This window comes from Chitinolyticbacter albus (assembly GCF_024437655.1).
Taxonomy (GTDB): Bacteria; Pseudomonadota; Gammaproteobacteria; order Burkholderiales; family Chitinibacteraceae; genus Chitinolyticbacter; species Chitinolyticbacter albus.
Genome location: NZ_JANBVF010000006.1, coordinates 253676 through 275058, shown reverse-complemented (window position 1 = coordinate 275058; position 21383 = coordinate 253676). Strand labels below are relative to the sequence as shown.

The 21383-nt window shown below is 65.1% G+C and carries 23 protein-coding genes; 19 read left to right on the top strand and 4 right to left on the bottom strand.

Going from position 1 to position 21383, the window contains the following annotated elements; all coding sequences use genetic code 11:
• Positions 1-11: 11 nt before the first annotated feature.
• Complete coding sequence (gene dnaA, locus NLI84_RS05910) at positions 12-1400, bottom strand: chromosomal replication initiator protein DnaA (RefSeq protein WP_255988853.1); 1389 nt, start codon at positions 1398-1400, stop codon at positions 12-14.
• A gap of 245 nt (positions 1401-1645) precedes the next feature.
• Here dnaA and rpmH point away from each other — a divergent pair, with 245 nt between their 5' ends.
• The 5 genes from rpmH to mnmE all read left to right on the top strand — a co-directional run bounded on the left by rpmH (position 1646) and on the right by mnmE (position 5554).
• Positions 1646-1780 carry a 50S ribosomal protein L34 gene (gene rpmH / locus NLI84_RS05905; protein WP_148717393.1) on the top strand — a complete coding sequence of 45 codons (135 nt, stop codon included), beginning with the start codon at positions 1646-1648 and terminating at the stop codon, positions 1778-1780.
• A gap of 50 nt (positions 1781-1830) precedes the next feature.
• Positions 1831-2163, top strand: a complete 333-nt coding sequence (gene rnpA, locus NLI84_RS05900; protein ID WP_255988849.1) for a ribonuclease P protein component — start codon at positions 1831-1833, stop codon at positions 2161-2163.
• A gap of 61 nt (positions 2164-2224) precedes the next feature.
• Positions 2225-2416 (top strand): membrane protein insertion efficiency factor YidD, encoded by a 192-nt coding sequence (gene yidD, locus NLI84_RS05895; protein ID WP_373316899.1) that lies wholly within the window; start codon positions 2225-2227, stop codon positions 2414-2416.
• A gap of 14 nt (positions 2417-2430) precedes the next feature.
• Complete coding sequence (gene yidC / locus NLI84_RS05890; RefSeq protein WP_255988846.1) at positions 2431-4098, top strand: membrane protein insertase YidC; 1668 nt, start codon at positions 2431-2433, stop codon at positions 4096-4098.
• Between the two features lie 121 nt (positions 4099-4219).
• Positions 4220-5554 (top strand): tRNA uridine-5-carboxymethylaminomethyl(34) synthesis GTPase MnmE, encoded by a 1335-nt coding sequence (gene mnmE, locus NLI84_RS05885; protein WP_255988845.1) that lies wholly within the window; start codon positions 4220-4222, stop codon positions 5552-5554.
• 30 nt (positions 5555-5584) lie between these two features.
• Here mnmE and NLI84_RS05880 read toward each other — a convergent pair whose 3' ends face one another.
• Entirely contained in the window at positions 5585-6751 is a 1167-nt protein-coding gene (locus NLI84_RS05880) for a benzoate/H(+) symporter BenE family transporter (RefSeq protein WP_255988844.1), read from the bottom strand.
• A 526-nt stretch (positions 6752-7277) separates the two neighbouring features.
• On the opposite strand from NLI84_RS05880, the gene NLI84_RS05875 reads away from it, so the two are divergent.
• The 6 genes from NLI84_RS05875 (at position 7278) to NLI84_RS18950 (ending at position 12097) form a co-directional block, all read left to right on the top strand.
• The gene (locus NLI84_RS05875) at positions 7278-8174 is read left to right on the top strand and encodes a DMT family transporter (protein WP_255988843.1); all 897 of its coding nucleotides are present in this window, start codon (positions 7278-7280) and stop codon (positions 8172-8174) included.
• 94 nt (positions 8175-8268) lie between these two features.
• Positions 8269-9048: a transporter substrate-binding domain-containing protein gene (locus NLI84_RS05870; RefSeq protein ID WP_255988841.1), complete on the top strand. Its 780-nt coding sequence runs from the start codon at positions 8269-8271 to the stop codon at positions 9046-9048.
• An 89-nt stretch (positions 9049-9137) separates the two neighbouring features.
• Complete coding sequence (locus NLI84_RS05865; RefSeq protein WP_255988840.1) at positions 9138-9800, top strand: amino acid ABC transporter permease; 663 nt, start codon at positions 9138-9140, stop codon at positions 9798-9800.
• Between the two features lie 2 nt (positions 9801-9802).
• Positions 9803-10948 (top strand): MalY/PatB family protein, encoded by a 1146-nt coding sequence (locus tag NLI84_RS05860; RefSeq protein WP_255988839.1) that lies wholly within the window; start codon positions 9803-9805, stop codon positions 10946-10948.
• Between the two features lie 76 nt (positions 10949-11024).
• Entirely contained in the window at positions 11025-11405 is a 381-nt protein-coding gene (locus NLI84_RS05855) for a tautomerase family protein (protein WP_255988837.1), read from the top strand.
• A 104-nt stretch (positions 11406-11509) separates the two neighbouring features.
• Positions 11510-12097 (top strand): sugar O-acetyltransferase, encoded by a 588-nt coding sequence (locus NLI84_RS18950; RefSeq protein WP_284699819.1) that lies wholly within the window; start codon positions 11510-11512, stop codon positions 12095-12097.
• Between the two features lie 10 nt (positions 12098-12107).
• Here the strand turns inward: NLI84_RS18950 and NLI84_RS05845 are convergent, their stop codons facing one another.
• Complete coding sequence (locus NLI84_RS05845; protein ID WP_255988835.1) at positions 12108-12596, bottom strand: VOC family protein; 489 nt, start codon at positions 12594-12596, stop codon at positions 12108-12110.
• Between the two features lie 451 nt (positions 12597-13047).
• Between NLI84_RS05845 and purE the strand changes: the two genes are divergently transcribed.
• The 6 genes from purE (at position 13048) to NLI84_RS05815 (ending at position 18527) form a co-directional block, all read left to right on the top strand.
• Positions 13048-13533 carry a 5-(carboxyamino)imidazole ribonucleotide mutase gene (gene purE / locus NLI84_RS05840; RefSeq protein ID WP_255988875.1) on the top strand — a complete coding sequence of 162 codons (486 nt, stop codon included), beginning with the start codon at positions 13048-13050 and terminating at the stop codon, positions 13531-13533.
• Positions 13530-13790 (top strand): hypothetical protein, encoded by a 261-nt coding sequence (locus NLI84_RS05835; RefSeq protein WP_255988834.1) that lies wholly within the window; start codon positions 13530-13532, stop codon positions 13788-13790. Before purE ends, NLI84_RS05835 begins: the two co-directional genes overlap by 4 nt.
• Before the next feature lie 3 nt (positions 13791-13793).
• A complete protein-coding gene (locus NLI84_RS05830; RefSeq protein WP_255988832.1) occupies positions 13794-14954 on the top strand; it encodes a 5-(carboxyamino)imidazole ribonucleotide synthase in 1161 nt (386 codons plus the stop codon).
• Between the two features lie 3 nt (positions 14955-14957).
• Positions 14958-15641, top strand: coding sequence for a DNA alkylation repair protein (locus NLI84_RS05825; protein WP_255988831.1), 684 nt, complete (start codon positions 14958-14960; stop codon positions 15639-15641).
• Positions 15642-15709: 68 nt separating this feature from the next.
• Entirely contained in the window at positions 15710-17569 is a 1860-nt protein-coding gene (locus NLI84_RS05820) for a GAF domain-containing protein (protein ID WP_255988830.1), read from the top strand.
• A gap of 79 nt (positions 17570-17648) precedes the next feature.
• Complete coding sequence (locus NLI84_RS05815) at positions 17649-18527, top strand: phosphoribosylaminoimidazolesuccinocarboxamide synthase (protein ID WP_255988829.1); 879 nt, start codon at positions 17649-17651, stop codon at positions 18525-18527.
• 57 nt (positions 18528-18584) lie between these two features.
• Here the strand turns inward: NLI84_RS05815 and wrbA are convergent, their stop codons facing one another.
• Entirely contained in the window at positions 18585-19187 is a 603-nt protein-coding gene (gene wrbA, locus NLI84_RS05810) for an NAD(P)H:quinone oxidoreductase (RefSeq protein ID WP_255988827.1), read from the bottom strand.
• 192 nt (positions 19188-19379) lie between these two features.
• Here wrbA and trhA point away from each other — a divergent pair, with 192 nt between their 5' ends.
• Positions 19380-19997, top strand: a complete 618-nt coding sequence (trhA, locus tag NLI84_RS05805; RefSeq protein ID WP_255988874.1) for a PAQR family membrane homeostasis protein TrhA — start codon at positions 19380-19382, stop codon at positions 19995-19997.
• Between the two features lie 76 nt (positions 19998-20073).
• The gene (locus NLI84_RS05800; RefSeq protein WP_255988823.1) at positions 20074-21354 is read left to right on the top strand and encodes an EAL and HDOD domain-containing protein; all 1281 of its coding nucleotides are present in this window, start codon (positions 20074-20076) and stop codon (positions 21352-21354) included.
• The last annotated feature ends 29 nt before the right edge of the window (positions 21355-21383 follow it).

Sequence of the window (21383 nt, the reverse complement as noted above, 5' to 3'; positions counted from 1 at the left end):
CTTTGCGGCGATCAGCTGCGTAGCATCTGCAGCAGCACGCCGTACTGGTGCGCGAGCTCGGTATCGCCCTGGCGCATTTCCTCGATGGTGCGGCAGGCGTGCAGCACCGTGGTGTGATCGCGCCCGCCAAAGGCGTCGCCGATGGCGGGCAGGCTCATCTGGGTGATTTCCTTGGTCAGCGCCATGGCGATCTGGCGCGGCCGGGCGATATCGCGCGTGCGCTTCTTGCTGTGCATGTCGGCAATCTTGATCTTGTAGAAATCGGCCACCGTCTTCTGGATGTTTTCCACCGAGATCTGCCGGTTGCCGGCGGCCAGGATGTCGCGCAGCGCCTCGCGCGCCGCTTCCAGCGTCAGCGGCTGGTTGGTGAAGCGCGCGTACGCCAGCACGCGCTTCAACGCGCCTTCGAGCTCGCGCACGTTGGAGCGGATGTTCTTGGCGATGAAGAAGGCCACGGTGGAATCGAGCTTGAAATTCTCGCGTTCGGCCTTCTTCAACAGGATGGCGACGCGCATTTCCAGCTCCGGCGGCTCGATGGCCACCGTCAGTCCCCAGGAGAAGCGGCTGGTCAGCCGCTCCTGCAGGCCGTCGATCTCCTTGGGGTAACGATCGGAGGTGATGATGATCTGCTTGTGCGCTTCGACGAGGGCGTTGAAGGCGTAGAAGAATTCTTCCTGCGTCTTGTCCTTGCCGACGAAGAACTGGATGTCGTCGATCAGCAAGAGATCGAGCGAGTGGTAGTAGCGCTTGAACTCGTCGAACGCCTTGTGCTGGTAGGCGCGGACCACGTCGGCCACGTATTTCTCGGCGTGGATGTAGCGGATCTTGGCGGTGGGGTTGCGCTGGTGCACCAGGTTGCCGATCGCCTGGATCAGGTGGGTCTTGCCCAGGCCCACGCCGCCGTACACGAACATCGGGTTGTAGCTGACGCCGGGGTTCTCGGCCACCTGCTGCGCCGCGGCGCGCGCCAGTTGGTTGGCCTTGCCGGTGACGAGGGTATCGAAGCTGAAATGCGGATTGAGTCGCGTGGTTTCATGTTGCGCGCCGCCCACCAGCATGGGCTTGGGCGCGACCGTTTCCGCGACGGCCGGGGCGGTGGCCTCGCCGGCTGCCGGTTGCGTCGCCGTGCGGGTGGGCGCGGGCTTCCTGGCGGCGGAGCCGACCTTCAGCGCAATGGGCGGCGCTTCGCCCCCCATGAACATGCCGGCGGCCTCCTCGATCAGGCCCAGGTAACGATCACGGATGAACTGCAGGAAAATCTGGTTGGGGACGATCAGGCTCAAGCCGTCCGCGTTGACTTCGGCCGCGAGCGGCTTGATCCAGATGCGGAACTGGTCTGCACCCAGGCGCTCTTCCAGCGAAGAGAGGCAATGCGACCAGCAGTGTTCCAGTGCGGACATGGTGAGCTTCAGAAGTACGGGGTAGATCGGTCCGGCAAGCAAAACCCCACCATTCCGGGCAGGGCGTGCTGCCGGAGACGGGCTGGGTGTTCAGGCTAGGATGTCGGGGATGAGGTGCAGATTCTAGTCGCTTGCGGCCCAGTTATCCACAAGCGCTTTGTGCGGCTCTTGCCAGCCGGTGGTTGACATTGACGATATTTGGCAGTGTAATTAACGGTTTACTTAGTCCGGCCAGGAATTTCACCATGAAGCGTACCTTCCAACCCTCCGTTATCCGTCGCAAGCGCACCCACGGTTTTCGCGCACGCATGAAGACCCGTGGTGGCCGTGGCGTGATCGCCGCTCGCCGCTCCAAGGGTCGCGCACGCCTGTCGGCCTAAGCCTGCAGCGCGCCGTGCAAGGCGCTATCCGCTATCGCTACACGCGGGCCATGCGCCTCCTCAAAACGGATGAGTTTTCATCCGTTTTTAATTTGCGCCTGTCGGTCGGCAACGATTTTTTCCAGGTGCTCGGACGGCCGAACGGTCTGCCGGTAGCGAGACTCGGTGTGGTGGTCGGCCGCCGGACCGACAAACGGGCCGTGGTGCGCAACTACATCAAGCGCACCGTGCGCGAGGGTTTTCGCCTCGCCGCCGCCGAGCTTTCCGGCATCGATCTGGTGGTGCGGCCACGCCGTGCTTTCGGCCGCGCCGATGGTGCCGCCGCGCGCGAGGCGCTGACGCAGCTGTTTCGTCGCATCCGCAGTCGTGTACCGGAGGCCTGAGATGTGCGACTGCAGTGATCGCAGCGTTGCATCACAAGGGCTGGCGGCTCGCGTCGGCATCATGCTGGTGAAACTCTACCAGTACACGATCAGCCCCTTGCTTGGCCCCCGTTGTCGCTACACCCCAAGTTGCTCGCACTATGCCGTCGAGGCGCTGGCGAAATATGGCGCCGCGCGCGGCGGGTGGCTTACAATTCGCCGTCTTCTACGCTGTCACCCCTGGGGTGGCAGTGGCTACGACCCCGTTCCCTGATTCTTGAGCCCACGATGGATACCAAGAGACTGATCCTCTTTATCGCGCTGTCCTTCGGCATTCTGTTTGCCTGGCAGAAATGGATGGACTATCGCTACCCGCAGACCGCCAAGGCGCCTGCCGCAGCGAGCGGCACTGCCGTTGCACCGGCCGGCAGCGAGGTGCCGCAGGTCAGCGGCCAGACCGCCGCCGCCGCGCCCGCCGTGGAATCGGGCCGGCTGCAGTCGGGCCAGCGCGTCCATGTGAAGACCGACCTGCTGGATGTGCAGATCGACACCATCGGCGCCGATCTGCGCCGCTTGGCGCTGCTCAAGCACGGCATGCCGGGCAAGCCGAACCAGCCCTTCCTGTTGCTCGACGATGGCAAGAGCCATGTGTACGTGGCCCAGACCGGCCTCTTGGGCGCCGGCTTGCCGACGCATCGCTCGGTGTTCAAGGCCGATCGGAACCAGTATGTGATGCCTGATGGCGAGCAAATGCTGTCGGTGCGCCTGACCGCCAACGGCGCCGACGGCGTGCAGATCGCCAAGGTCTACACCTTCAAGCGCGGCTCCTATGTCGTCGATGTGAAGTACGAGATCGTCAATGGTGGCAGCAAGCCGCTGGCGGCCTCGGCCTACTATCGTCTGCTGCGCGATGGCCAGACGGAGAACCCCGGCTTCTTTGGCGCGCACACCTTCACCGGTCCGGCGATGTACACCGCCGCTGGCAAGTTCCAGAAGCTGGATTTCGCCGCGCTGGACAAGGGCAACGCCGAGCATGTGAAGAATGCCAAGGACGGCTGGGTGGCCATGATCCAGCAGTACTTCACCAGCGCCTGGATCGCCGCGCCGCTGGGCCAGCCTTCGGTCTGCGGTGCCAAGCCGTGTGACTACGAGATCAAGCGCCTGTCGGACGGCCTGTATTCTGCCGGCATGATCGTGCATCTGCCGCAGATCGCCGCCGGTGGCAAGTTCGAGACCAGCGTGCCGCTGTTCGTCGGCCCGCAGGAAACCCGTGTGCTGGATGCGATCGCGCCTGAGCTCGATCGCGTCAAGGACTACGGCATGTTCCAGGTCTTCTCCAAGCCGCTGTTCTGGGTGCTCGACCAGATCCACAAGGTGGTTGGGAACTGGGGTTGGTCCATCGTTCTGCTGACGCTGTTGATCAAGCTGGCGTTCTACCCGCTGGCATCGGCGAGCTATCGCTCCATGGCCAAGATGCGCAAGCTGGCGCCGCGCATGCAGCAGATGAAGGAGCGTTACGGCGACGACAAGATGAAGTTCCAGCAAGCCGTGATGGAGATGTACAAGACGGAGAAGGTCAATCCGCTCGGTGGCTGCCTGCCGATGCTGGTGCAGATCCCTGTGTTCATCGCGCTGTACTGGGCATTGCTGGCCGCGGTCGAGCTGCGCCAGGCGCCCTGGATCTTCTGGATCACTGATCTGTCGGTGAAGGATCCGTACTACGTGCTGCCGGTGCTGATGACGGTCTCGATGTATATCCAGACCCTGCTGTCGCCGCCGCCGCCCGATCCGATGCAGGCCAAGATGATGAAGATCATGCCGCTGGCGTTCAGCGTATTCTTCTTCTTCTTCCCGGCCGGTCTCGTGATCTACTGGGTGGTGAACAACTGCCTGTCCATCCTGCAGCAGTGGTGGATCACCCGGCAGATCGACAAGGCCGACGCCAAGGCGGCCTGATCACCGGGTAGCGATACAAAGAGCCGCCTTCCGGGCGGCTTTTTGTTGCCCCGCGCATGTGCGGTTGCAGCATGTGATAGGCTTGCGACCCAACATTGCCGTGGCACTACCGAACTGCACCATGCTGTATACCCCTGAGCCCATCGCCGCCATTGCCACCGCACCCGGTCGCGGCGGCGTCGGCGTGATCCGTGTCTCCGGCCGGCGGCTGGAATCCATCGTGGCGGGCCTGATCGGCCGGCCGCTCACCGCACGCCATGCGCACTTCGCGCGTTTTCGCGCCGCCGACACCAGCGCCATCGACGAAGGCCTCGCGCTATTCTTCCCCGGCCCCAATTCCTTCACCGGCGAGGATGTGCTGGAAATCCAGGGCCATGGCGGCCCGGTGGTGATGAATATGCTGCTGGCGCGTTGCGTCGAGCTTGGCGCGCGTCATGCCGAGCCCGGCGAGTTTTCCAAGCGCGCCTTTCTCAACGGCAAGCTCGATCTGGCGCAGGCCGAGGCGGTGGCCGACCTGATCGATGCGCAGTCCGAGGCTGCGGCGCGCTCCGCGCTCAAATCGCTCGACGGCGCGTTTTCGCTGGAAGTGCGGGCCCTCGTCGACGCGCTGATTCACCTGCGCATGCTGGTCGAGGCGACGCTGGACTTCCCCGAGGAGGATATCGACTTCCTGGCCGCCGCCGACGCGCGCGGCCAGCTCGTCTCCATCCAGGGCCAGCTTGCCCGCGTGCTGATGACGGCAACGCAGGGCAAGTTGCTGCGCGAAGGCATGCACGTGGTGCTGATCGGCCAGCCCAATGTGGGCAAGTCCAGCCTGATGAACGCGCTGGCCGGCGAGGATGTGGCCATTGTCACCGACATCGCCGGCACCACGCGCGATACGGTGCGCGAGCAGATCCTGATCGACAGCGTTCCCGTACACGTGATCGACACCGCCGGGTTGCGCGAGACTGACGATCCGGTCGAGCGCATCGGCATCGAGCGTACCTGGGCCGCGGTCGAGAAGGCGGACCTTGCACTGTTGTTGATCGACAGCCGCGAGGGCGTCACCCGGCACGATTTGGACATCCTTTCGCGCCTGCCCAAGGCGCTGCCGGTGCTGCGCGTATTCAACAAGATCGATCTCACCGGTGACGTGCCCGGCGATGTCGCGCGCAATGTGGTCCACGTCTCGGCCAAGGGCGGCGAGGGGCTCGACGCGCTGCGCCTGCGCCTGCTGCACCACGTGGGCTGGCAAGGCTGCGAGGAGGGCGTGTTCATCGCCCGCGAGCGCCACCTCGACGCGATCCGCCGCGCCAGCGCCCATCTCGACACCGCCGTCGAGGCCTACCAGCAGATCGAGATCTTCGCCGAAGAACTGCGCCTGGCGCAGAACGCACTCAACGAGATCACCGGCGAATTCACCTCGGACGATCTTTTGGGCGTGATCTTCAGCAAGTTCTGTATTGGTAAGTGAGTGCCGGCCCGGCTAAAACCGGGCGCGCGTTCACCGCCGCCGCCAGTTCAACGCCATATAACCCGCCCCGCCCGCCACCAGCCCCCAGAATGCAGAGCCGATGCCAAACAGCGTCAGCCCGGAGGCGGTGACAAGGAAGGTGATCAGCGCGGGTTCGCGCTGCGCCTCGTCCTTGACTGCGGCCAAGAGGCCGTTGCCTATGGTGTTGATCAGCGCGAGCCCCGCGAGCGCCAGCACCAGCTCCTTGGGAAAGGCGGCGAACAGCGCCGCGACGGTGGCGCCGAACAGGCCGACGATCACGTAGAACACGCCGGCTGCGACGGCAGCCACGTAGCGCTTGTCCTTGTCCTCGTGTGCCTCGCGGCCCATGCAGATGGCGGCGGTGATCGCAGCGAGGTTGATGGCGAAGGCGCCGAATGGCGCCAGCAGCACCGTGGTCAGCCCCGTGCTGGCAATCACCGGTGACAGCGGAGGGTGGTAGTCGGAGGCCTTGAGCACCGCCACGCCGGGGATGTTCTGCGACGCCATGGTGACGAGGAACAGCGGCAGCGCCACCGACAGCAGTGCCTGCCACGATAGCGCCGGCATGGTGAACACCGGCGACGCCAATTGCCAGCGCACCTCACCCAGGTGCAACTGGCCCTGCAGTGCAGCGATGACGGTACCGACCAGCAATACCAGCGGGATCGCATAGCGCGGCTTGAAGCGGCGCATGGCGAGGTAGGTGGCGAGCATGGCCAGCACCAGCACGAACTGGCTCTGCAGGCTGGTGAACGCCGCCATACCAAAGCGCAGCAGCACCCCGGCCAGCATGGCCGAGGCGATGGCGACCGGCACGCGCGCCATGGCGCGCTCGAACCAGCCGCTGGCACCGGCCACGGTGATCAGCACCCCACACACGATGAAGGCGCCGATCGCTTCGGGCATCGAGATGCCGGCCACGCTGGTCACCAAGAGGGCCGCACCTGGCGTCGACCAGGCGGTGACCACCGGCACGCGATAGCGCAGCGACAGAACAATGCAGGTCAGCCCCATCGCCAAGCCCAGCGCCCACATCCACGAGGCGATCTCAGCAGGACCCGCGCCCAGCGCCTGCGCCGCCTGGAACACGATCACGGCCGAGCTGGTGAAACCGACCAGTACGGTGACGAAGCCCGCGACGATGGCGGACAGCGAGAAATCTTCGATCAGGCGCATGGGGCGCTCCGTGGGTGGTTTGCCGACATTGTCAGGGGTGACTCCACCCGCAAACAGTGACAGCTGGCCCGGATTCGGGGCTGCACACTGTCGTGGAGGCTGTCTCGCCTCAGGCGAACTTCGTGGCTTTGCTGGCTTCAAGGCCTATGTGTAGCGCTCGATGGTGTCGATCTGGCCGTCGGCGTGATTCGCACAGCGTGCGGTCGCAACGACAGGCGCGGCACTACGCCCAAGCCTGCTTCACCGATACGGATCGCTGACAGCGCGTACAACATGCCGTCGTTGTCCGATCGGTCGCAATGGCGCGTGGGGCGCGGTTCACTTCCGTTCGGTTTGACGTCTGAGTCGCGCGGCTGATAGCGTAGTGCTCATGTCGCATCGCAACATCACCTCTTTCGCCAAGAAACTAACCGCCTGGTGGCTGCAAAGCCCCCTGCGGTAGCGCATCTTTTTCGCCACCGTGGGTTCGCCGCGGTGGTGTCTGTGTCCTCCCTTCGCGGCTTGCCTACTTCTTCAGGAGCCGTCGATGTCCCTCTCCAGCCCAACCGAATCGCAAGTCCACACCGGTACCGTGCTCGCACTGGCCGCCGCCACCGGGTTCGCCGCCAAGGCCGTGTTCGTCAAGCTGGCGTACCGTCATGGTGTCGACGCGGTCACGCTGCTGACGCTGCGGCTCATCGGCGTGCTGGCGATCCTGGCGCTGGCGCGGTTGTGGCGGCGCCCGGTTGCCGAACCGGTGGCGCGGCGCGATTGGGGCTGGCTGCTGATGCTGGGGCTCTTTGGCTATTACCTGGCCAGCATCTTCGATTTCATCGGCTTGCAGACGGTGAGCGCCAGCATAGAAAGACTGGTGCTCTACCTGTACCCCACGCTCACCGTGCTGTTGTCGGCCTGGCTTTTCAGTCATGTGATCACGCGGCGCATGGTCGGGGCGTTGCTGCTCACCTATATGGGCATCGCGCTGGTGATCGGCGCCGACCTGTTGCATGCCCGCGCCGACCCGGTGGGCCTGGCGTGGATCGTGGCCAGCACCGTGGCGTATGCGTGCTATCTGAGCTCCAGCCCGCCGGTGATCGCACGCGTCGGTGCGCTGCGGTTCACCGAGCTGGCGCTGACGATTTCCGCCGCGGCGATGCTCGTGCATTTCGCGATGACCCGCCCGCTCACCGCGCTGATCCAGCCGTGGCCGGTCTATTTGTGGGCAGGCGTGATGGCGCTGGTATCGACGGTACTGCCGGTCTATTTGATGAATGTCGCGGTGCAGCGCCTTGGCGCCGGGCGTTCGGCGGTGATCGGCAGCATCGGTCCGGTGTTGACCATCGTGATGAGCATGGGCGTGCTGGATGAACACCTGAGCGCGTTGCAATGGCTGGGTGCGGCGGTGGTGATGGCGGGCGTGGCCCTGGTCGGTCGTAGTAAGTGAAGGCATAAGCAGAAACCGCAGTAGCTGTCGGGCGATGAGTTGTTTATTCTTATTTCGACTGTTGAATTTAACCAATAAAACCAGGGGTTATGAAATGAGACATCTGCTGATTGCCCTGACACTGCTGGCCAGCGGCACCCACGTGCTGGCTGCCGACCTGCTCGATACCGTGAAATCACGCGGCACGCTGAAGGTGGCGCTGGAGGGTACCTATCCGCCATTCAACTTCAAGGACAAGCAAGGTGAGCTGGTGGGGTTCGAGGTGGAGCTGGCCAAGGCCATCGCCGGCAAGCTCGGCGTGAAGCCGACCTTCGTCACCGGCGAGTGGAGTGGGCTGCTCGCTGGGTTGCAAGCCGGCAAGTTCGACGTGGTGATCAACCAGGTGGGCGACACCGCCAAGCGGCGCGAGGTGTTCGATTTCTCGGTGCCCTACACCTATTCCAGCGCCCAGCTGATCGTGCGCAAGGCCGAGACGCGCCAGTTCAAATCGCTGGACGATCTCAAGGGCAAGAAGCTGGGCCTGGGTCTGGGGACCAACTATGCCGATATGGCCAAGGCGGTGCCCGGAATCGACGTGAAGACCTACCCGGGCGCACCGGAATACCTGCAGGATCTGGCGCAGGGTCGGCTCGATGCGGCATTGAACGACAGCCTGATGATTCCGTTCGCGATCAAGGAATCCAAATTGCCAGTGAAGGCGGGCGCGCCGGTCGGCGACGTGGCCACTTCGGCCATTCCGTTCGCCAAGGGCAACCCCAAGTTCAAGGCTGCCATCGACAAGGCGCTGCAGGATCTGATCCGTGAAGGGCGCTTCAAGCAGATCTCCACGCAATGGCTGGGGAGCGACGTTTCCAAACCACCCAAATCCAATTAGTTGCCTGCGGGCCGCCACGTAAAACGGCCGAACAGACCCTAGAATGACAAAGCCCCCGGCAGCTCGGGGGCTTTGCCTTGGATGAACGCATGCAAACCTGGTTGGACCTGATCCCACTCGCTTGGCCGTTTCTGCTCAAGGGCGCGCTCTATACGTTGGGTTTTGCGCTCGCCGCCATGGTGCTGGGGTTGGCGCTGGGCTTTGTGGTGGCATTGCTGCGCATTGCACGGGTACCGGTGCTGGCGCAGCTGGCCACTATCTATGTGAGCGCGATGCGCGGCACGCCGCTGCTGGTGCAGATCTTCGTCATCTACTACGGCCTGCCCAGCGTGGGTGTCGAGTTCGAGCCGGTGACTGCCGGCGTGCTGGCACTCACTTTGAACGTGGCGGCGTATCTATCCGAATCGATGCGCGGCGCCATCACCGGCGTGACGATCGGCCAATGGCAGGCCGGGTATTCGCTGGGCCTCTCCTGGTGGCAGACCATGCGCCATGTGGTGGCGCCGCAGGCTCTGCGGCTGGCGGTGCCCAGCCTCTCCAACAGCCTGATCAGCCTGATCAAGGATACGTCGCTGGTGTCGGTGATCACCGTCACCGAGCTGATGCTGGCGACCAAGGAAGTGATCGCGCAGACTTTCCAGCCCTTGCCGCTGTATCTGGCCGCCGCCGCGCTGTACTGGCTGATGAGTGCCGCGTTCGAGCGGGTGCAGCGCTGGGTCGAATCGCGGCTGGAACTGGCACACCAGAGGTAACGATGACTTACGACTTCACCACATCGGCCGTGCATGCGGTGGCCGACAACATCAAGTGGAACAAATACGCCGGTCGCGATGTGCTGCCGCTGTGGGTGGCGGACATGGATTTCGCCACCGCGCCCGAGATCACCGCCGCGTTGCAGCAGCGGGTGGCGCGCGGTAGTTTCGGCTATAGCGAGCCGACGGCGGAACTGATCGCCGCGATTGTCGGCGCCGCGCAGCGCGACTACGGCTGGGCGCTGCATCCGGACTGGCTGGTGCCGCTGCCGGGCCTGGTTTCCGGGCTCAATATCGCCTGCCGCGCGACGGGAGGCGACGCCGACGCGGTGCTCACCGCCACGCCGATCTACCCGCCCTTCATGTCGGCGCCGGCATTCTCCGGCCGGCCGCTGACCAAGCTGCCGCTGCTCGAACCGACCGAGGGCGAGTCGTGGCGCTGGGACTGGGTGGCGCTGGAGCGCGAGGCGGCGAGCGCCCGCACGCTGCTGCTGTGCCATCCGCACAACCCGGTAGGTCGCGTCTGGACGGCCGACGAGCTTGCGCGCCTGGCGGCCATTGCCGAGAGGCACGACCTCACCGTGGTCAGCGACGAAATCCACTGCGATCTGCTGCTGGAACCCGGCACACGGCACGCGCCGCTCGCAACACTGTCGCCCGAGCTTGCCGCGCGCACCATCACGCTGATGGCGCCGTCCAAGACCTACAACATCGCTGGCCTGGGCTGCGCGCTCGCCATCATTCCAGATGCCACATTGCGCCACGCCTTTCAGCGCACCATGCGCGGCATCGTGCCGCATGTGAATCTGCTGGGTTACACCGCGGCGGCCGCGGCGTATCGCGACGGCGCGGCCTGGCGGGCCGAGTTGCTGGCGGTGCTGCGGCAGAACCGCGACGCGGTGATCGCCGCGCTCGATGGGGCGGCCGGTTTGCGGGTGACGCGCCCACAGGCAACTTACCTAGCCTGGATCGATTGTCGTGGCGCGGGCATCGCGCAGCCGCAGCATTATTTCGAGGCGGCCGGTGTCGGCCTCTCCGATGGCGCGGACTTCGGTCTGCCCGGCTTCGTGCGACTCAATTTTGGCTGCCCACAGGCGACGCTCACCGAGGCACTGGCGCGCATGCGACGCGCATTGGGCTGCGCCTGAGCCTGCACCCGGGGCGGGTGTGCAAGGCGGCGTGGCGTGCTCTAATTTGATGGGGCCACATCTGCTGGAGCTCGCCATGCCCTTTATCCATATCCAGTCGCTGCCGCTCGATTCCGCCTTTGAAGTGGGCCCAGTCATCGAACAGATCAGCGCCGATTTTGCCGAGGCAACGGGCATCAGCCTCGAGCACGTCACTATCACCTGGCGCTGGCTGGAGCCGGGCCATTACGCCGTGGCGGGTAAGGCCGTGGCGCGGCAACCCGCCGATAGCCATCCGCTGCTGATCGAGTTGCTTACCCCGGATTTCCACGCGCCAGCCGCGGTCGAGCAGATGCTGACGGCGCTCGCCGACAGCCTGGGTCGGCGCACGCCGGTGCCCTCGCGCAATGTGTTCATCCAGCATCGCCGCGCCAGGGCGGGCAGGGTGTTCGATGCGGGCGGGATCGTGCGCTGGTAGGTAGATCAGCGCGTTTTGGCCGGACTTGCCGAGCCGCCAACGGGTGCGGCACGGAACAGGAAGTTGTCGTAAGCTGGGCTTTTGCTGACACAGCCCGCCAAGACATGAACGACGACCTGCTCCGTTTCGGCTTCGACGACATCGGTACCCCGGAAAATCGCGAACACTTCGCCCGCGAAGTCGTCTTGCTGCAGCGTTATAACGATCCCGCCCTGGGCTGGGACGGCCGTCATGCGATGCTGCCCCAGCTCGTGGCGAGCTGCGGCGAGGAAACCAACGTGGCAGCGCCGTTCATGTTGGCGCGCGGGCGCGACGTGCACCTGGGCCGGCGCGTGTTCATCAATGCGGGCGTGACCATCGCCGCTGCCGCGCCGGTGCGCATCGGTGACTACACGCTGATCGCGCCGCATGTGCAGATCCATGCCGTGACCCATCCGGTCGATCCGATGGAGCGCCAGCGCTGGGCGTTCTGGTCGCGCCCGATCACCATAGGCGAGAACGTGTGGATCGGCGCCGGCGCCATCATCTGCGCCGGCGTCACCATCGGCGACCATAGCGTGATCGGCGCGGGCAGCGTGGTCACGCGCGATATCCCGCCTTGCGTGCTGGCCGCAGGCAACCCGTGCCGCGTGGTGCGCGAGCTCGATCCGCCCGATCCGGCCACGCTGTACGCCTTGCGAGACCGCCTGTAGCAGGCCCGGTCTATTGCGCGCCGCAGCCGCTGTCCGGGCCGGCGGCGAACATGACCTCGGCCCGTCGCTGCATTTCCTCCGCGCTCACGTCCTCGATGTGGGTGGAGACCATCCACTTGTGACCGAACGGATCGGTGAGCGAGCCGCCGCGATCGCCCCAGAACTGGTCAGCCACCGGCATCGTCACCTTGGCGCCGGCGCGTTCGGCCTGCGCGACTACCGCATCGGCGTCGTCGACGTAGAACACCACGGTGCTGCCTGAATCGCCAATGGTGCTGGGGCTGAGTGCTCCCCATTCGGGCGACTCCTCGCTCAGCATCAGGTGCACACCGCCGATCTTCAGTTCGGCGTGCATGATCTTGCCATCCGGGGTGGGCAGGCGCATCACTTCCACGGCGCCGAACGCCTGCTTGTAGAACGCGATGGCGCGCTCGGCCCCCTTGATCGTGAGATAGGGAATGCCGGCCTCATAGCCTTCGGGGATTGCTCTGGTGGTCATGGCCTGTGCTCCTGGTGTTGCGTCCTCGCGCGGACAAACACAGGTTTAGACCATAGGCTCCGGATGGGTTGCAGCGATTCTTCGCCTATCGTGTCAGTGAGACGAACGGATGCGAGCGCATGTCAGCGCAGGCCCATCCCGTCGATGAGGGGCATGGCAGCCCACGCCATCGCGGCAAACCATCGGCATCGGCAAAAAAAAACGCCAACCACAAGATTGGCGTTTCAAACAGAGGATGGAAATGAAACCAGGCAGCTAAGCCGGTCAACATTCATGAACCATTCTGCTTACAGGCCAAACATTAGTCAACAGTAATATACTGACGTACGTCGCCGACGGATGAGATGTGCAATCCGGGCAAATCGCGGCGTTGTCCACCCCATCGATCAGCAGGGTGACGACGTTGCATCCGGATTCGGTACAATTGCCCCTTTTTCCCGAGGGAAGACGCATCGTGCAAGTCGGCATCGTCATGGGCAGCAACAGTGACTGGGAAGTCATGCGTCATGCTGCTGAGCAGCTCAAGGCCTTCGGCGTTGCTTTCGAATGCCGCGTCGTTTCGGCACACCGTACGCCGGATCTGCTGTTCGAATACGCCGAAACAGCCCAGGCGCGTGGCCTGACCGCGATCATCGCCGGTGCCGGCGGTGCGGCCCACCTGCCGGGCATGCTGGCGGCAAAGACCACGGTGCCGGTGCTGGGCGTGCCGGTGCCGTCCAAGTATTTGCGCGGCGAGGATTCGCTGCTGTCCATCGTGCAGATGCCCAAGGGCATCCCCGTGGCAACCTTTGCCATCGGCGAAGCCGGTGCGGCCAATGCCGGGCTCTTTGCCGTCGCCATGCTGGCGGCGCAGCAGCCGGCGCTGGGTGAGGCGCTCGCGGCGTTCCGCAAGCGCCAGGAAGAAACCGTGCTGGCGATGACGCTGCCCGAGGTATGAACATTGCCGAGTCCCGCTGGCAGCGCATCCGCCGCGAAGGCTGGGTGCGCTGCGTGGTGTGGCGCGGGGCGATCATCTGGGGAACGAGTTTTGCGCTGGCATTCGCCGTGGTGGAGGTGATGACCGGCCGTGCCGTCGATTTCTGGCGCGCGGTGCCGGACAATCTGCCGCTGGGCCTCGTGGCCGGCGCATTCTATGGCTGGGGCCAGTGGGGCTACAGCCAGCTAAAGTCATTGAAAGAGAAACAGGAAGAGTAAATCGTGAAGGCTATCCTGCCACCGGCCATGCTGGGCATCCTCGGCGGCGGCCAGCTCGGGCGCATGTTCGCCGCGGCCGCCAAGACCATGGGTTATCGCGTCGCCGTGCTTGATCCCGATCCGCAGGCGCCGGCCGCCGATTTCGCCGACGTGCACCTGTGCAAGCCCTATACCGACGAGGCCGCGCTCGCCGAGCTCGCCGCCTCCTGTGCGGCGATCACCACTGAATTCGAGAACGTGAACGCCGATTCGATGAAGTGGCTGGCCGCCAAGGGCGTGCCGGTGTCGCCGGCCGGCGAGTGCGTGGCAATCGCGCAGGACCGCATCGCCGAGAAGACCTTCATCCGCAACGCGGGCCTTGCTACTGCGCCCTTCCTCGCGGTGCGTACCGCCAAGGATCTGGAAGGCGATCTCTCGCCGTACCTGCCGGGCATCCTCAAGACCGCGCGCCTGGGCTACGACGGCAAGGGCCAGATCCGGGTGAAGACGGCGGAGGAGGCGCGCTATGCGTTGTCCGAATTCAAGCATCAGGCGTGTGTGCTGGAGAAGATGTTGCCGCTGGCCGCCGAGGTATCGGTCATTGTGGCGCGCACCAGCCGCAACGAGGTGGTGAGCTTTCCGGTGGCGGAAAACGTCCACGAAGGCGGCATCCTCGATGTATCGATCGTGCCGGCGCGCATCGCGCCGGCGGTGACCGATCGCGCGCGGCGGATGGCGATGCAACTGGCGGAAGCGCTCGACTATGTTGGCGTACTGGCGGTCGAGTTCTTCGTGCTCGATGGTGACGAGCTCGTCATCAACGAGATGGCGCCGCGCCCGCACAACAGCGGCCACTACACGCTCGATGCCACGCTGACCAGCCAGTTCGAGCAGCAGGTGCGCACCATGTGCGGGCTCTATCCGGGCCGCACCGATCTGCTGTCGCCGGCGGTGATGGTCAACCTTTTGGGCGATGTGTGGGGCGAGAACGGCGCCGAGCCGAACTGGGAAGTGCTGCTGACCGCGCCCAACGCCAAGCTGCACCTTTACGGCAAGAGCGAGGCGCGGATCGGCCGCAAGATGGGCCACTACAATGTGCTCGCCGCCAGTGGCGATACCGCGCTGGAACAGGCCGAGGCCATTCGCGCCACGCTGGCCGGCGAGCGGACTCCGACCGGCGCCTGAGCAATGCTGACACCCGAGCGCTTCGTCGACACCATCGTCGAGGGCTTGCGGGTGGTCGGCAATGCCGGTGATGCGGCGGCGATGCGGCGCTATATGCGCGACCAGTTCGACTTTGCCGGCGTCAAGACGCCGCAGCGCCGGGCCTTGTCCCGGCCGCTGATCGCGGCGGCCCGGCGTGCTCTGTCTGAGGCCGAGCGGCTCGACACCGCCGCCCGCCTGTGGCGACAACCGTGGCGCGAATGCCAGATGGTCGCGTGCGACCTGCTGGCCGACCGGGCGCACACTTTGAGCGCCGCGGCGCTACCGCTGCTCGACACGCTGATCGGCAGCAAATCGTGGTGGGACAGCGTCGATGGCCTTGCCGCGCAGGTGCTTGGACCACTGCTGGCGCAGCATCCGGCGCTGTTGCCGAGCATGGATGCCTGGGCTGCCGGCGAGCGGTTGTGGCACAAGCGTGCCGCCATCCTGTTCCAGTTGAGCTATCGCGGCGAGACCGATGCGGAGCGTCTGTTCCGCTACTGTCATGACAACGCGGGCCATCCCGATTTCTTCATCCGCAAGGCCATAGGCTGGGCGTTGCGCCAGCATGCGCGCGTCGCGCCCGATGCCGTGAGCGCTTTCCTGATCGCCGAGGGCGCCCGGCTGTCGCCGCTGTCGCGACGCGAAGCGAGCAAGCATTTGAACTGAACGCTCGACACACGGCGCCGGGGCCTGGGCTGCGCTAAGCTGCAGGAAAACAGCCCGTTTGTACTGCCATGACCCAAAAACACGATGGCATTCTCGCAGCGCACGCCGCCGAACTCGACGTCATCCGCCAGCGCATCAACAACCACAAGGAAGATGCGATGGAGCGCTGCGAGCGGCTGATCCGCAGTGCCCGCGCCGCGCATGACACCGCCACGCAGCTCGCGGCGACCGAGCTCTACGGCCTCGTCAAGAACTACGAAGGTCGCAACCTGTTGTTCGAGGCTATGCAGCTGGCCGAATCCACGCACGCCTTCGCCGCGGAGGCGAGGCTGGTCGAACAGATTGCCCGCAGCTATTACACCACCGGCGAATATCGCCTGGCGACGCAGTTCTGGACGCGTTGCATCGAGCTGTCCGAGCAGCCCGGCGGCGAGGTCAAGAGCTGGATCTACGGCAAGGTGGGCCTCGGTCAGGTCTACGATGCGCTGGGCAATCATGAACAGGCGGTGGTTCACCATCGTGCAGCGTTGTCGCGCATGGGCGAGCAGAACGACCCCTATCTCGCGGCCAAGATACGCATCAATCTCGCGGCGAATCTGGTGCAACTGGGCGACCGTATCGAAGCGCGGGTGCTGCTGTCCGAAGCGCTGGTGGTCTGTCTCGAACACCGCTTGCTCGACTATGTGGCCGAGGCGCGCTTCCGCCTCGGTGAAATCAGTCTGTCCGACGGCGACCTGGCGCAGGCCTCGTCTGAACTGGCCGAGGCCCGGCAGCTGGCGCAGGCTATCCCGTATCACTGGGTCGAGGTGAGTGCGATCGCCTTGCAGGCGGAGGTGAATGCGCGCCTGGACAATCCGCAGCGCGCGCTGGCCATTGTCTGCGAGGGCATAGCTCTGGCCGAGGAAAGCGACTATCAGCACCTGCTGCAGCGGCTGCATGCGGCGGCGGCGCGCTATGCCGACGCCAGTGGCGATGTGGCGCTCGCCTACGCCCACCTGCAGCAGCATGTGCGTTACCAGGGCCAGCTGGGACGGGCGGCGCAGCCAGCCGGCCAGAGCGATGCGCTGCGGCCCAGTGCGTCGCGTCGCATGGCCGAGCTCGCCGCCAACCCGTTGCTCGATGCGGCCGAGCTCGATGTGGCGCGTACCCTGGTGCTGAACGAAGCGGTGCCCATACTGGGGGCATCGTGTACCAGCGCCTGGGTGCTGGAAGAGGACGGCGCCGCGCTGCGTTGCAAAGCCGCGTGTGGCCCGGCCGCACCGGAGGTGTTGCCGGTCTGGACCCGTGCCGCGTTCCCGGCCTTTTTTGACTGGCTGCAGCAGGCCAAGCCGCTGATCGCGCACGACGCGCTGCATCATCGCCACACTTGGGAGGTGGCCAATGCCCAGCTCAAGATGCGTGGCATCGCATCGTTGATGGCCTGGCCCATCCGCATCGCCGGGAGCAACCGCGGCATGCTCTTGATCGAGCACCGTGGCAACCAGCGCAACTGGACGCCGGATGACGTGATGCTGGGTGGCATGCTGGCCGATCTGATCGCCCGGATGCGCTCGCAACATGAGCGTCGTAGCCTGTCGCAGGCGTTCGGCGAACTGACGCAGGCATTGGCCGATGCCAGCAATGCGCTGCTGGCCGCGGGCTCGCCGGATGCCCCCGCCGTGGCGCTGCGACTGGCGGGGGGGCGCGAGCTGCTGGAAATCCGCCAGTACCTGATCGGCCTTGCCGGAAGTCTGGATGAGCCGCTGGCGTCGGCGCAGGGGCAAGCGCGCAGCCTCGATGTCGGGCTGCAGTCGCTCGGGGCGGCGTCAGATTTCACCAGCATCGTCGCCGGCTGCCAGGCCGACAGCCAGCGCGTGCTGGTGCGGCTGGACCAGATTGCCCGGGCGCTGGCCGAGTTCCGCGACCTTTTCCCGCAATCGCAGTCCTGATGCTCGCCGCTGTATGGCAAGCGGCAACACGGCCGCATCGCTGGCATAATTGCATTCTTTTGTTCGGGATAGCCTTGCCATGTCCGGCCTGACCACCACCAACCTCACCAGCCTGAAGAAAATCTACTCGGGCAAGGTGCGTGACCTCTACCAGATCGACGACACGCGCATGCTGATGATCGCGACCGATCGCCTGTCGGCCTTCGACGTGATCCTGGCCGAACCGATTCCGGACAAGGGCAAGATACTGACCGCGATCTCGAATTTCTGGTTCGACAAGTTCAAGGATCTGGTGCCCAGCCACTTTACCGGTGACCAACCGGAAGACGTCGTCAGCGCGGCCGATCGCCCACAGGTTGAAGGTCGTGCGGTGGTGTGCAAACGCCTCAAGCCCGTGCCAGTCGAGGCCGTGGTGCGCGGTTATCTTGCTGGTGGCGGCTGGAAGGACTACAAGGCCAGTGGCAAGGTCAGCGGCGTGGTGCTGCCGGCCGGGCTGCGCGAAGCAGACAAGCTGCCCGAGCCCATCTTCACGCCGTCGACCAAGGCCGCGGTGGGGGATCACGACGAGCCGATCTCGTTCGATGAGACCTGCGAGCTGATCGGCGCCGAGCTCGCCGCCAAGGTGCGCGATACCGCGATCATGCTGTACCAGGCCGCCGCCGAATTTGCCGCCACGCGCGGCATCATCATCGCCGACACCAAGTTCGAGTTCGGTCTGGACGAAGCAGGCACGCTGTGCCTGATGGATGAGGCGCTGACGCCCGATTCCAGCCGCTTCTGGCCGGCCGATCAGTACGCGCCGGGCAGCAATCCGCCGTCGTACGACAAGCAGTTCGTCCGTGACTGGCTGGAAACCACCGGCTGGGACAAGACGCCGCCGGCGCCCGCGCTGCCGCAGGAAGTGGCCGACAAGACCGCCGCCAAGTACCGCGAGGCGCTGGAAAAGCTGACGGGCTGAGTCGTCGTGCCATGAAAAAAGCCGGGATGCGTCCCGGCTTTTTTGCGCCTGGCCGCTTCAGCTGGCGAGCTTGTTGGCGATGCCCGCCACGTGTGCGCCCTGGAAGCGGGCAATGGCAAGCTCGTTCTCCGAGGGCTGGCGGCTGCCGTCGCCAGCGGCGATGGTCGTCGCGCCGTAGGGGCTGCCGCCGCTGATCTCGGAGAGCGTCATCTGCCTTGCCTCGGAATACGGCACGCCGACGATGACCATGCCTTGGTGCAGCAGCGTGGTGTGGAATGAGGTCAGCGTGGTTTCCTGGCCGCCGTGCTGAGTGGCCGTGCTGGTGAACACGCTGCCCACCTTGCCGATCAGGGCACCCTTGGCCCACAAACCGCCGGTCTGATCGAGGAAATTGCGCATCTGCGCACACATGTTGCCAAAGCGGGTCGGCGTGCCGAAGATGATAGCGTCGTAATCGGCCAGTTCGGCCGGCTGGGCGATCGGCGCGGCCTGATCGAGCTTGGCCCCGGCTTTCTTCGCCGCCTCCTCGGACATGATCTCGGCTACCCGTTTGAGCGTGACGTCGGTGCCGGCAACCGAGCGCGCGCCCTTGGCCACCGCGTGCGCCATCGTTTCGATATGGCCGTACATCGAGTAGTAAACCACCAGCACCTTGCTCATCGATCGCTCCTGGGTTGCACGCCGGATCGGCAATACGCTCACCATAGTCGCTGCCAGCGCAATCCGTGGACGGGCTCCGACGGGGCTTATTCACCAGACAGACCGGTTGTGAGACGCTAAGGTAGCGTCGTCGCCCGCCATGCCGCCGCCATGGCTGGGCTAGTTCTGGATAGCAATGGGTGGGGGAGTGCGATGTATCACGGCGAACGTTTCAATGGCTACAGCCATCTCGCAGGCGCGGTGCTGGCGCTGGCGGGGACCAGCTTCGCCATCGTAGAGGCTAGTCTGTACGACGACGCGTGGAAGATCGTCGGTGTCTCGATTTACGGCGCCACGCTGATCCTGCTCTACACCATCTCGACGCTGTACCACTCGCTCCAGGGCCGCGCCAAGCAGGTGTTCCAGCGGCTCGATCATTGCGCGATCTATCTGTTGATCGCCGGCAGCTATACACCGTTCACGCTGGTAACGCTGCGTGGCGGCTGGGGCTGGAGCATCTTCGGCATCAACTGGGGTCTCGCCATCCTCGGTATCGTGCAGGAACTGTGGATAGGCCGGCGCACCCGGGTGTTCTCGCTGCTGATCTACGTGCTGATGGGCTGGCTGATCTTGTTTGCGATGGGGCCGCTGCTCGCAGCGTTGTCGCCGGCGGGCCTGGCGTGGCTGGCGGCTGGCGGGCTGTTCTACACGGTAGGCATCGTGTTCTTCGTATTCGACGAGCGCATCCCGCACGGTCATGGCATCTGGCACCTGTTCGTGCTGGCCGGCAGTATCTGCCAGTACGTCAGTATCCTGGCCTACGTGCACTGAATACCCGCGCCCCTGGCCTTGTGCCGATCCTGGGCGGTGCTATAGCTTGCAGTACACCTAGCACCTTGAAGCGCTTATGTTCGACAAGCTCATCCAGCACTTTCGCAGGGCAAATCCGTTGGCGGCCGAGCCCAGCCCGGAGATCGGGCCGGTCATCGAGAGCGAGCCCGACTGGGAGGGCGGCATCCTGCGGCGGCGGCCCATCGTCGACGCCCAGCTCAAGCTGGTGGGGCACGAATACCACTTGCACCAGCCGCTGGCGCGCAGCGTGCGGCTGTTCGACGAGATCGTGTTGCGTGAGCTGGCCGAGCGGCTGGTGGGTGGCGGCGCGCGCAGGGCGCTGACGATGGTGACCTTGTCGCCGCTGAGTGCGGATCTACCGCTTTGGCATCCATTGGCCGATCCGGAGCAGGTCGTGCTGTTGTTCACGTCGGATGACGCCCTTGAGCTCGAGCAGCTGCACGCCTTGCGCGCGGCGGGTTATCGCCTCGGGTTCGAGGGGCTGCCGCGGCAAGCTGCGGCGATCGAGCTTGCCGACTACCTGCGCATTCCGATCCACGAACTCGACGTCGCCGAGCTCAGTCAGCGGGTGACCCGGCTGATGCAGCTCGCGCCGCATTGCAAGCGCATCGCGAGCCAAGTCGATCTGTTCGAGGAATACCAGGCCGTGAGCGAGATGCAGTTCGAGCTGATCCAGGGGGGCTTTTATGCGGCGCGTGGCGTCGACGGCCATGCCGAGCTTGATGCCGGCTACCTGCGCCTGATCGACGCGCTCAACCTGACCCGCTCCGGCGCCGGGTTTGAGCAGATCGCCGCGGCGATCCGGGTCGATCCACTGCTCAGCTTCAAGCTGCTGCGCTACGTGAATTCCGCCGCCAGCGGACTGGGGCGCAAGGTGGACAGCCTGCAGCAGGCGATCACTGTGCTCGGCCACCGTCCGCTCTATCGCTGGCTGTCGCTGCTGATGTTCAGCCTCAACGACGGCGATCCGCTGCAGGACACCTTGCTGGAGGCTGCGCTGACCCGGGCCCGCACGCTGGAGCTGCTTGGCGGCGAGCGGCTGGGCAAGCTCGAGGGCGAACAGCTGTTTTTGATCGGCATGTTCTCCTACCTGGAAGCGCTGCTGCGCCTGCCGATGGGGTCCATCGTTGCGCACATCGAGCTGCCGGACGACCTGCGCACCGCGCTGTTGACGCGCGAAGGCCGCTTCGGCTCATGGCTGCGCCTCGCCATCCTGGCCGAGGAAGGCGACGGCCCCGACGATGCGCTGCTCGCCGAATGCGGTGTCGGCTACGCCCAGCTCAATCGGGCCCGGCTGGAAGCACAGTTCTGGGCCGGCGAGGTGCTGGCGGCCTGAGCGCTCGCCTACTGCGCCTAGCGATCTAA

Coding starts and splice junctions, on each gene's coding strand:
- NLI84_RS05880 (WP_255988844.1), bottom strand. CDS start 6,751: ATGCGCCTGATCGAAGATTTCTCGCTGTCCGCCATCGTCGCGGGCTTC.
- NLI84_RS05820 (WP_255988830.1), top strand. CDS start 15,710: ATGACCCAAAAACACGATGGCATTCTCGCAGCGCACGCCGCCGAACTC.
- NLI84_RS05800 (WP_255988823.1), top strand. CDS start 20,074: ATGTTCGACAAGCTCATCCAGCACTTTCGCAGGGCAAATCCGTTGGCG.
- NLI84_RS05825 (WP_255988831.1), top strand. CDS start 14,958: ATGCTGACACCCGAGCGCTTCGTCGACACCATCGTCGAGGGCTTGCGG.
- NLI84_RS05860 (WP_255988839.1), top strand. CDS start 9,803: ATGACTTACGACTTCACCACATCGGCCGTGCATGCGGTGGCCGACAAC.
- NLI84_RS05855 (WP_255988837.1), top strand. CDS start 11,025: ATGCCCTTTATCCATATCCAGTCGCTGCCGCTCGATTCCGCCTTTGAA.
- dnaA (WP_255988853.1), bottom strand. CDS start 1,400: ATGTCCGCACTGGAACACTGCTGGTCGCATTGCCTCTCTTCGCTGGAA.
- NLI84_RS05815 (WP_255988829.1), top strand. CDS start 17,649: ATGTCCGGCCTGACCACCACCAACCTCACCAGCCTGAAGAAAATCTAC.
- mnmE (WP_255988845.1), top strand. CDS start 4,220: ATGCTGTATACCCCTGAGCCCATCGCCGCCATTGCCACCGCACCCGGT.
- rpmH (WP_148717393.1), top strand. CDS start 1,646: ATGAAGCGTACCTTCCAACCCTCCGTTATCCGTCGCAAGCGCACCCAC.
- yidC (WP_255988846.1), top strand. CDS start 2,431: ATGGATACCAAGAGACTGATCCTCTTTATCGCGCTGTCCTTCGGCATT.
- yidD (WP_373316899.1), top strand. CDS start 2,225: ATGCTGGTGAAACTCTACCAGTACACGATCAGCCCCTTGCTTGGCCCC.
- NLI84_RS05835 (WP_255988834.1), top strand. CDS start 13,530: ATGAACATTGCCGAGTCCCGCTGGCAGCGCATCCGCCGCGAAGGCTGG.
- wrbA (WP_255988827.1), bottom strand. CDS start 19,187: ATGAGCAAGGTGCTGGTGGTTTACTACTCGATGTACGGCCATATCGAA.
- NLI84_RS18950 (WP_284699819.1), top strand. CDS start 11,510: ATGAACGACGACCTGCTCCGTTTCGGCTTCGACGACATCGGTACCCCG.
- rnpA (WP_255988849.1), top strand. CDS start 1,831: ATGCGCCTCCTCAAAACGGATGAGTTTTCATCCGTTTTTAATTTGCGC.
- NLI84_RS05865 (WP_255988840.1), top strand. CDS start 9,138: ATGCAAACCTGGTTGGACCTGATCCCACTCGCTTGGCCGTTTCTGCTC.
- NLI84_RS05875 (WP_255988843.1), top strand. CDS start 7,278: ATGTCCCTCTCCAGCCCAACCGAATCGCAAGTCCACACCGGTACCGTG.
- NLI84_RS05845 (WP_255988835.1), bottom strand. CDS start 12,596: ATGACCACCAGAGCAATCCCCGAAGGCTATGAGGCCGGCATTCCCTAT.
- NLI84_RS05870 (WP_255988841.1), top strand. CDS start 8,269: ATGAGACATCTGCTGATTGCCCTGACACTGCTGGCCAGCGGCACCCAC.
- trhA (WP_255988874.1), top strand. CDS start 19,380: ATGTATCACGGCGAACGTTTCAATGGCTACAGCCATCTCGCAGGCGCG.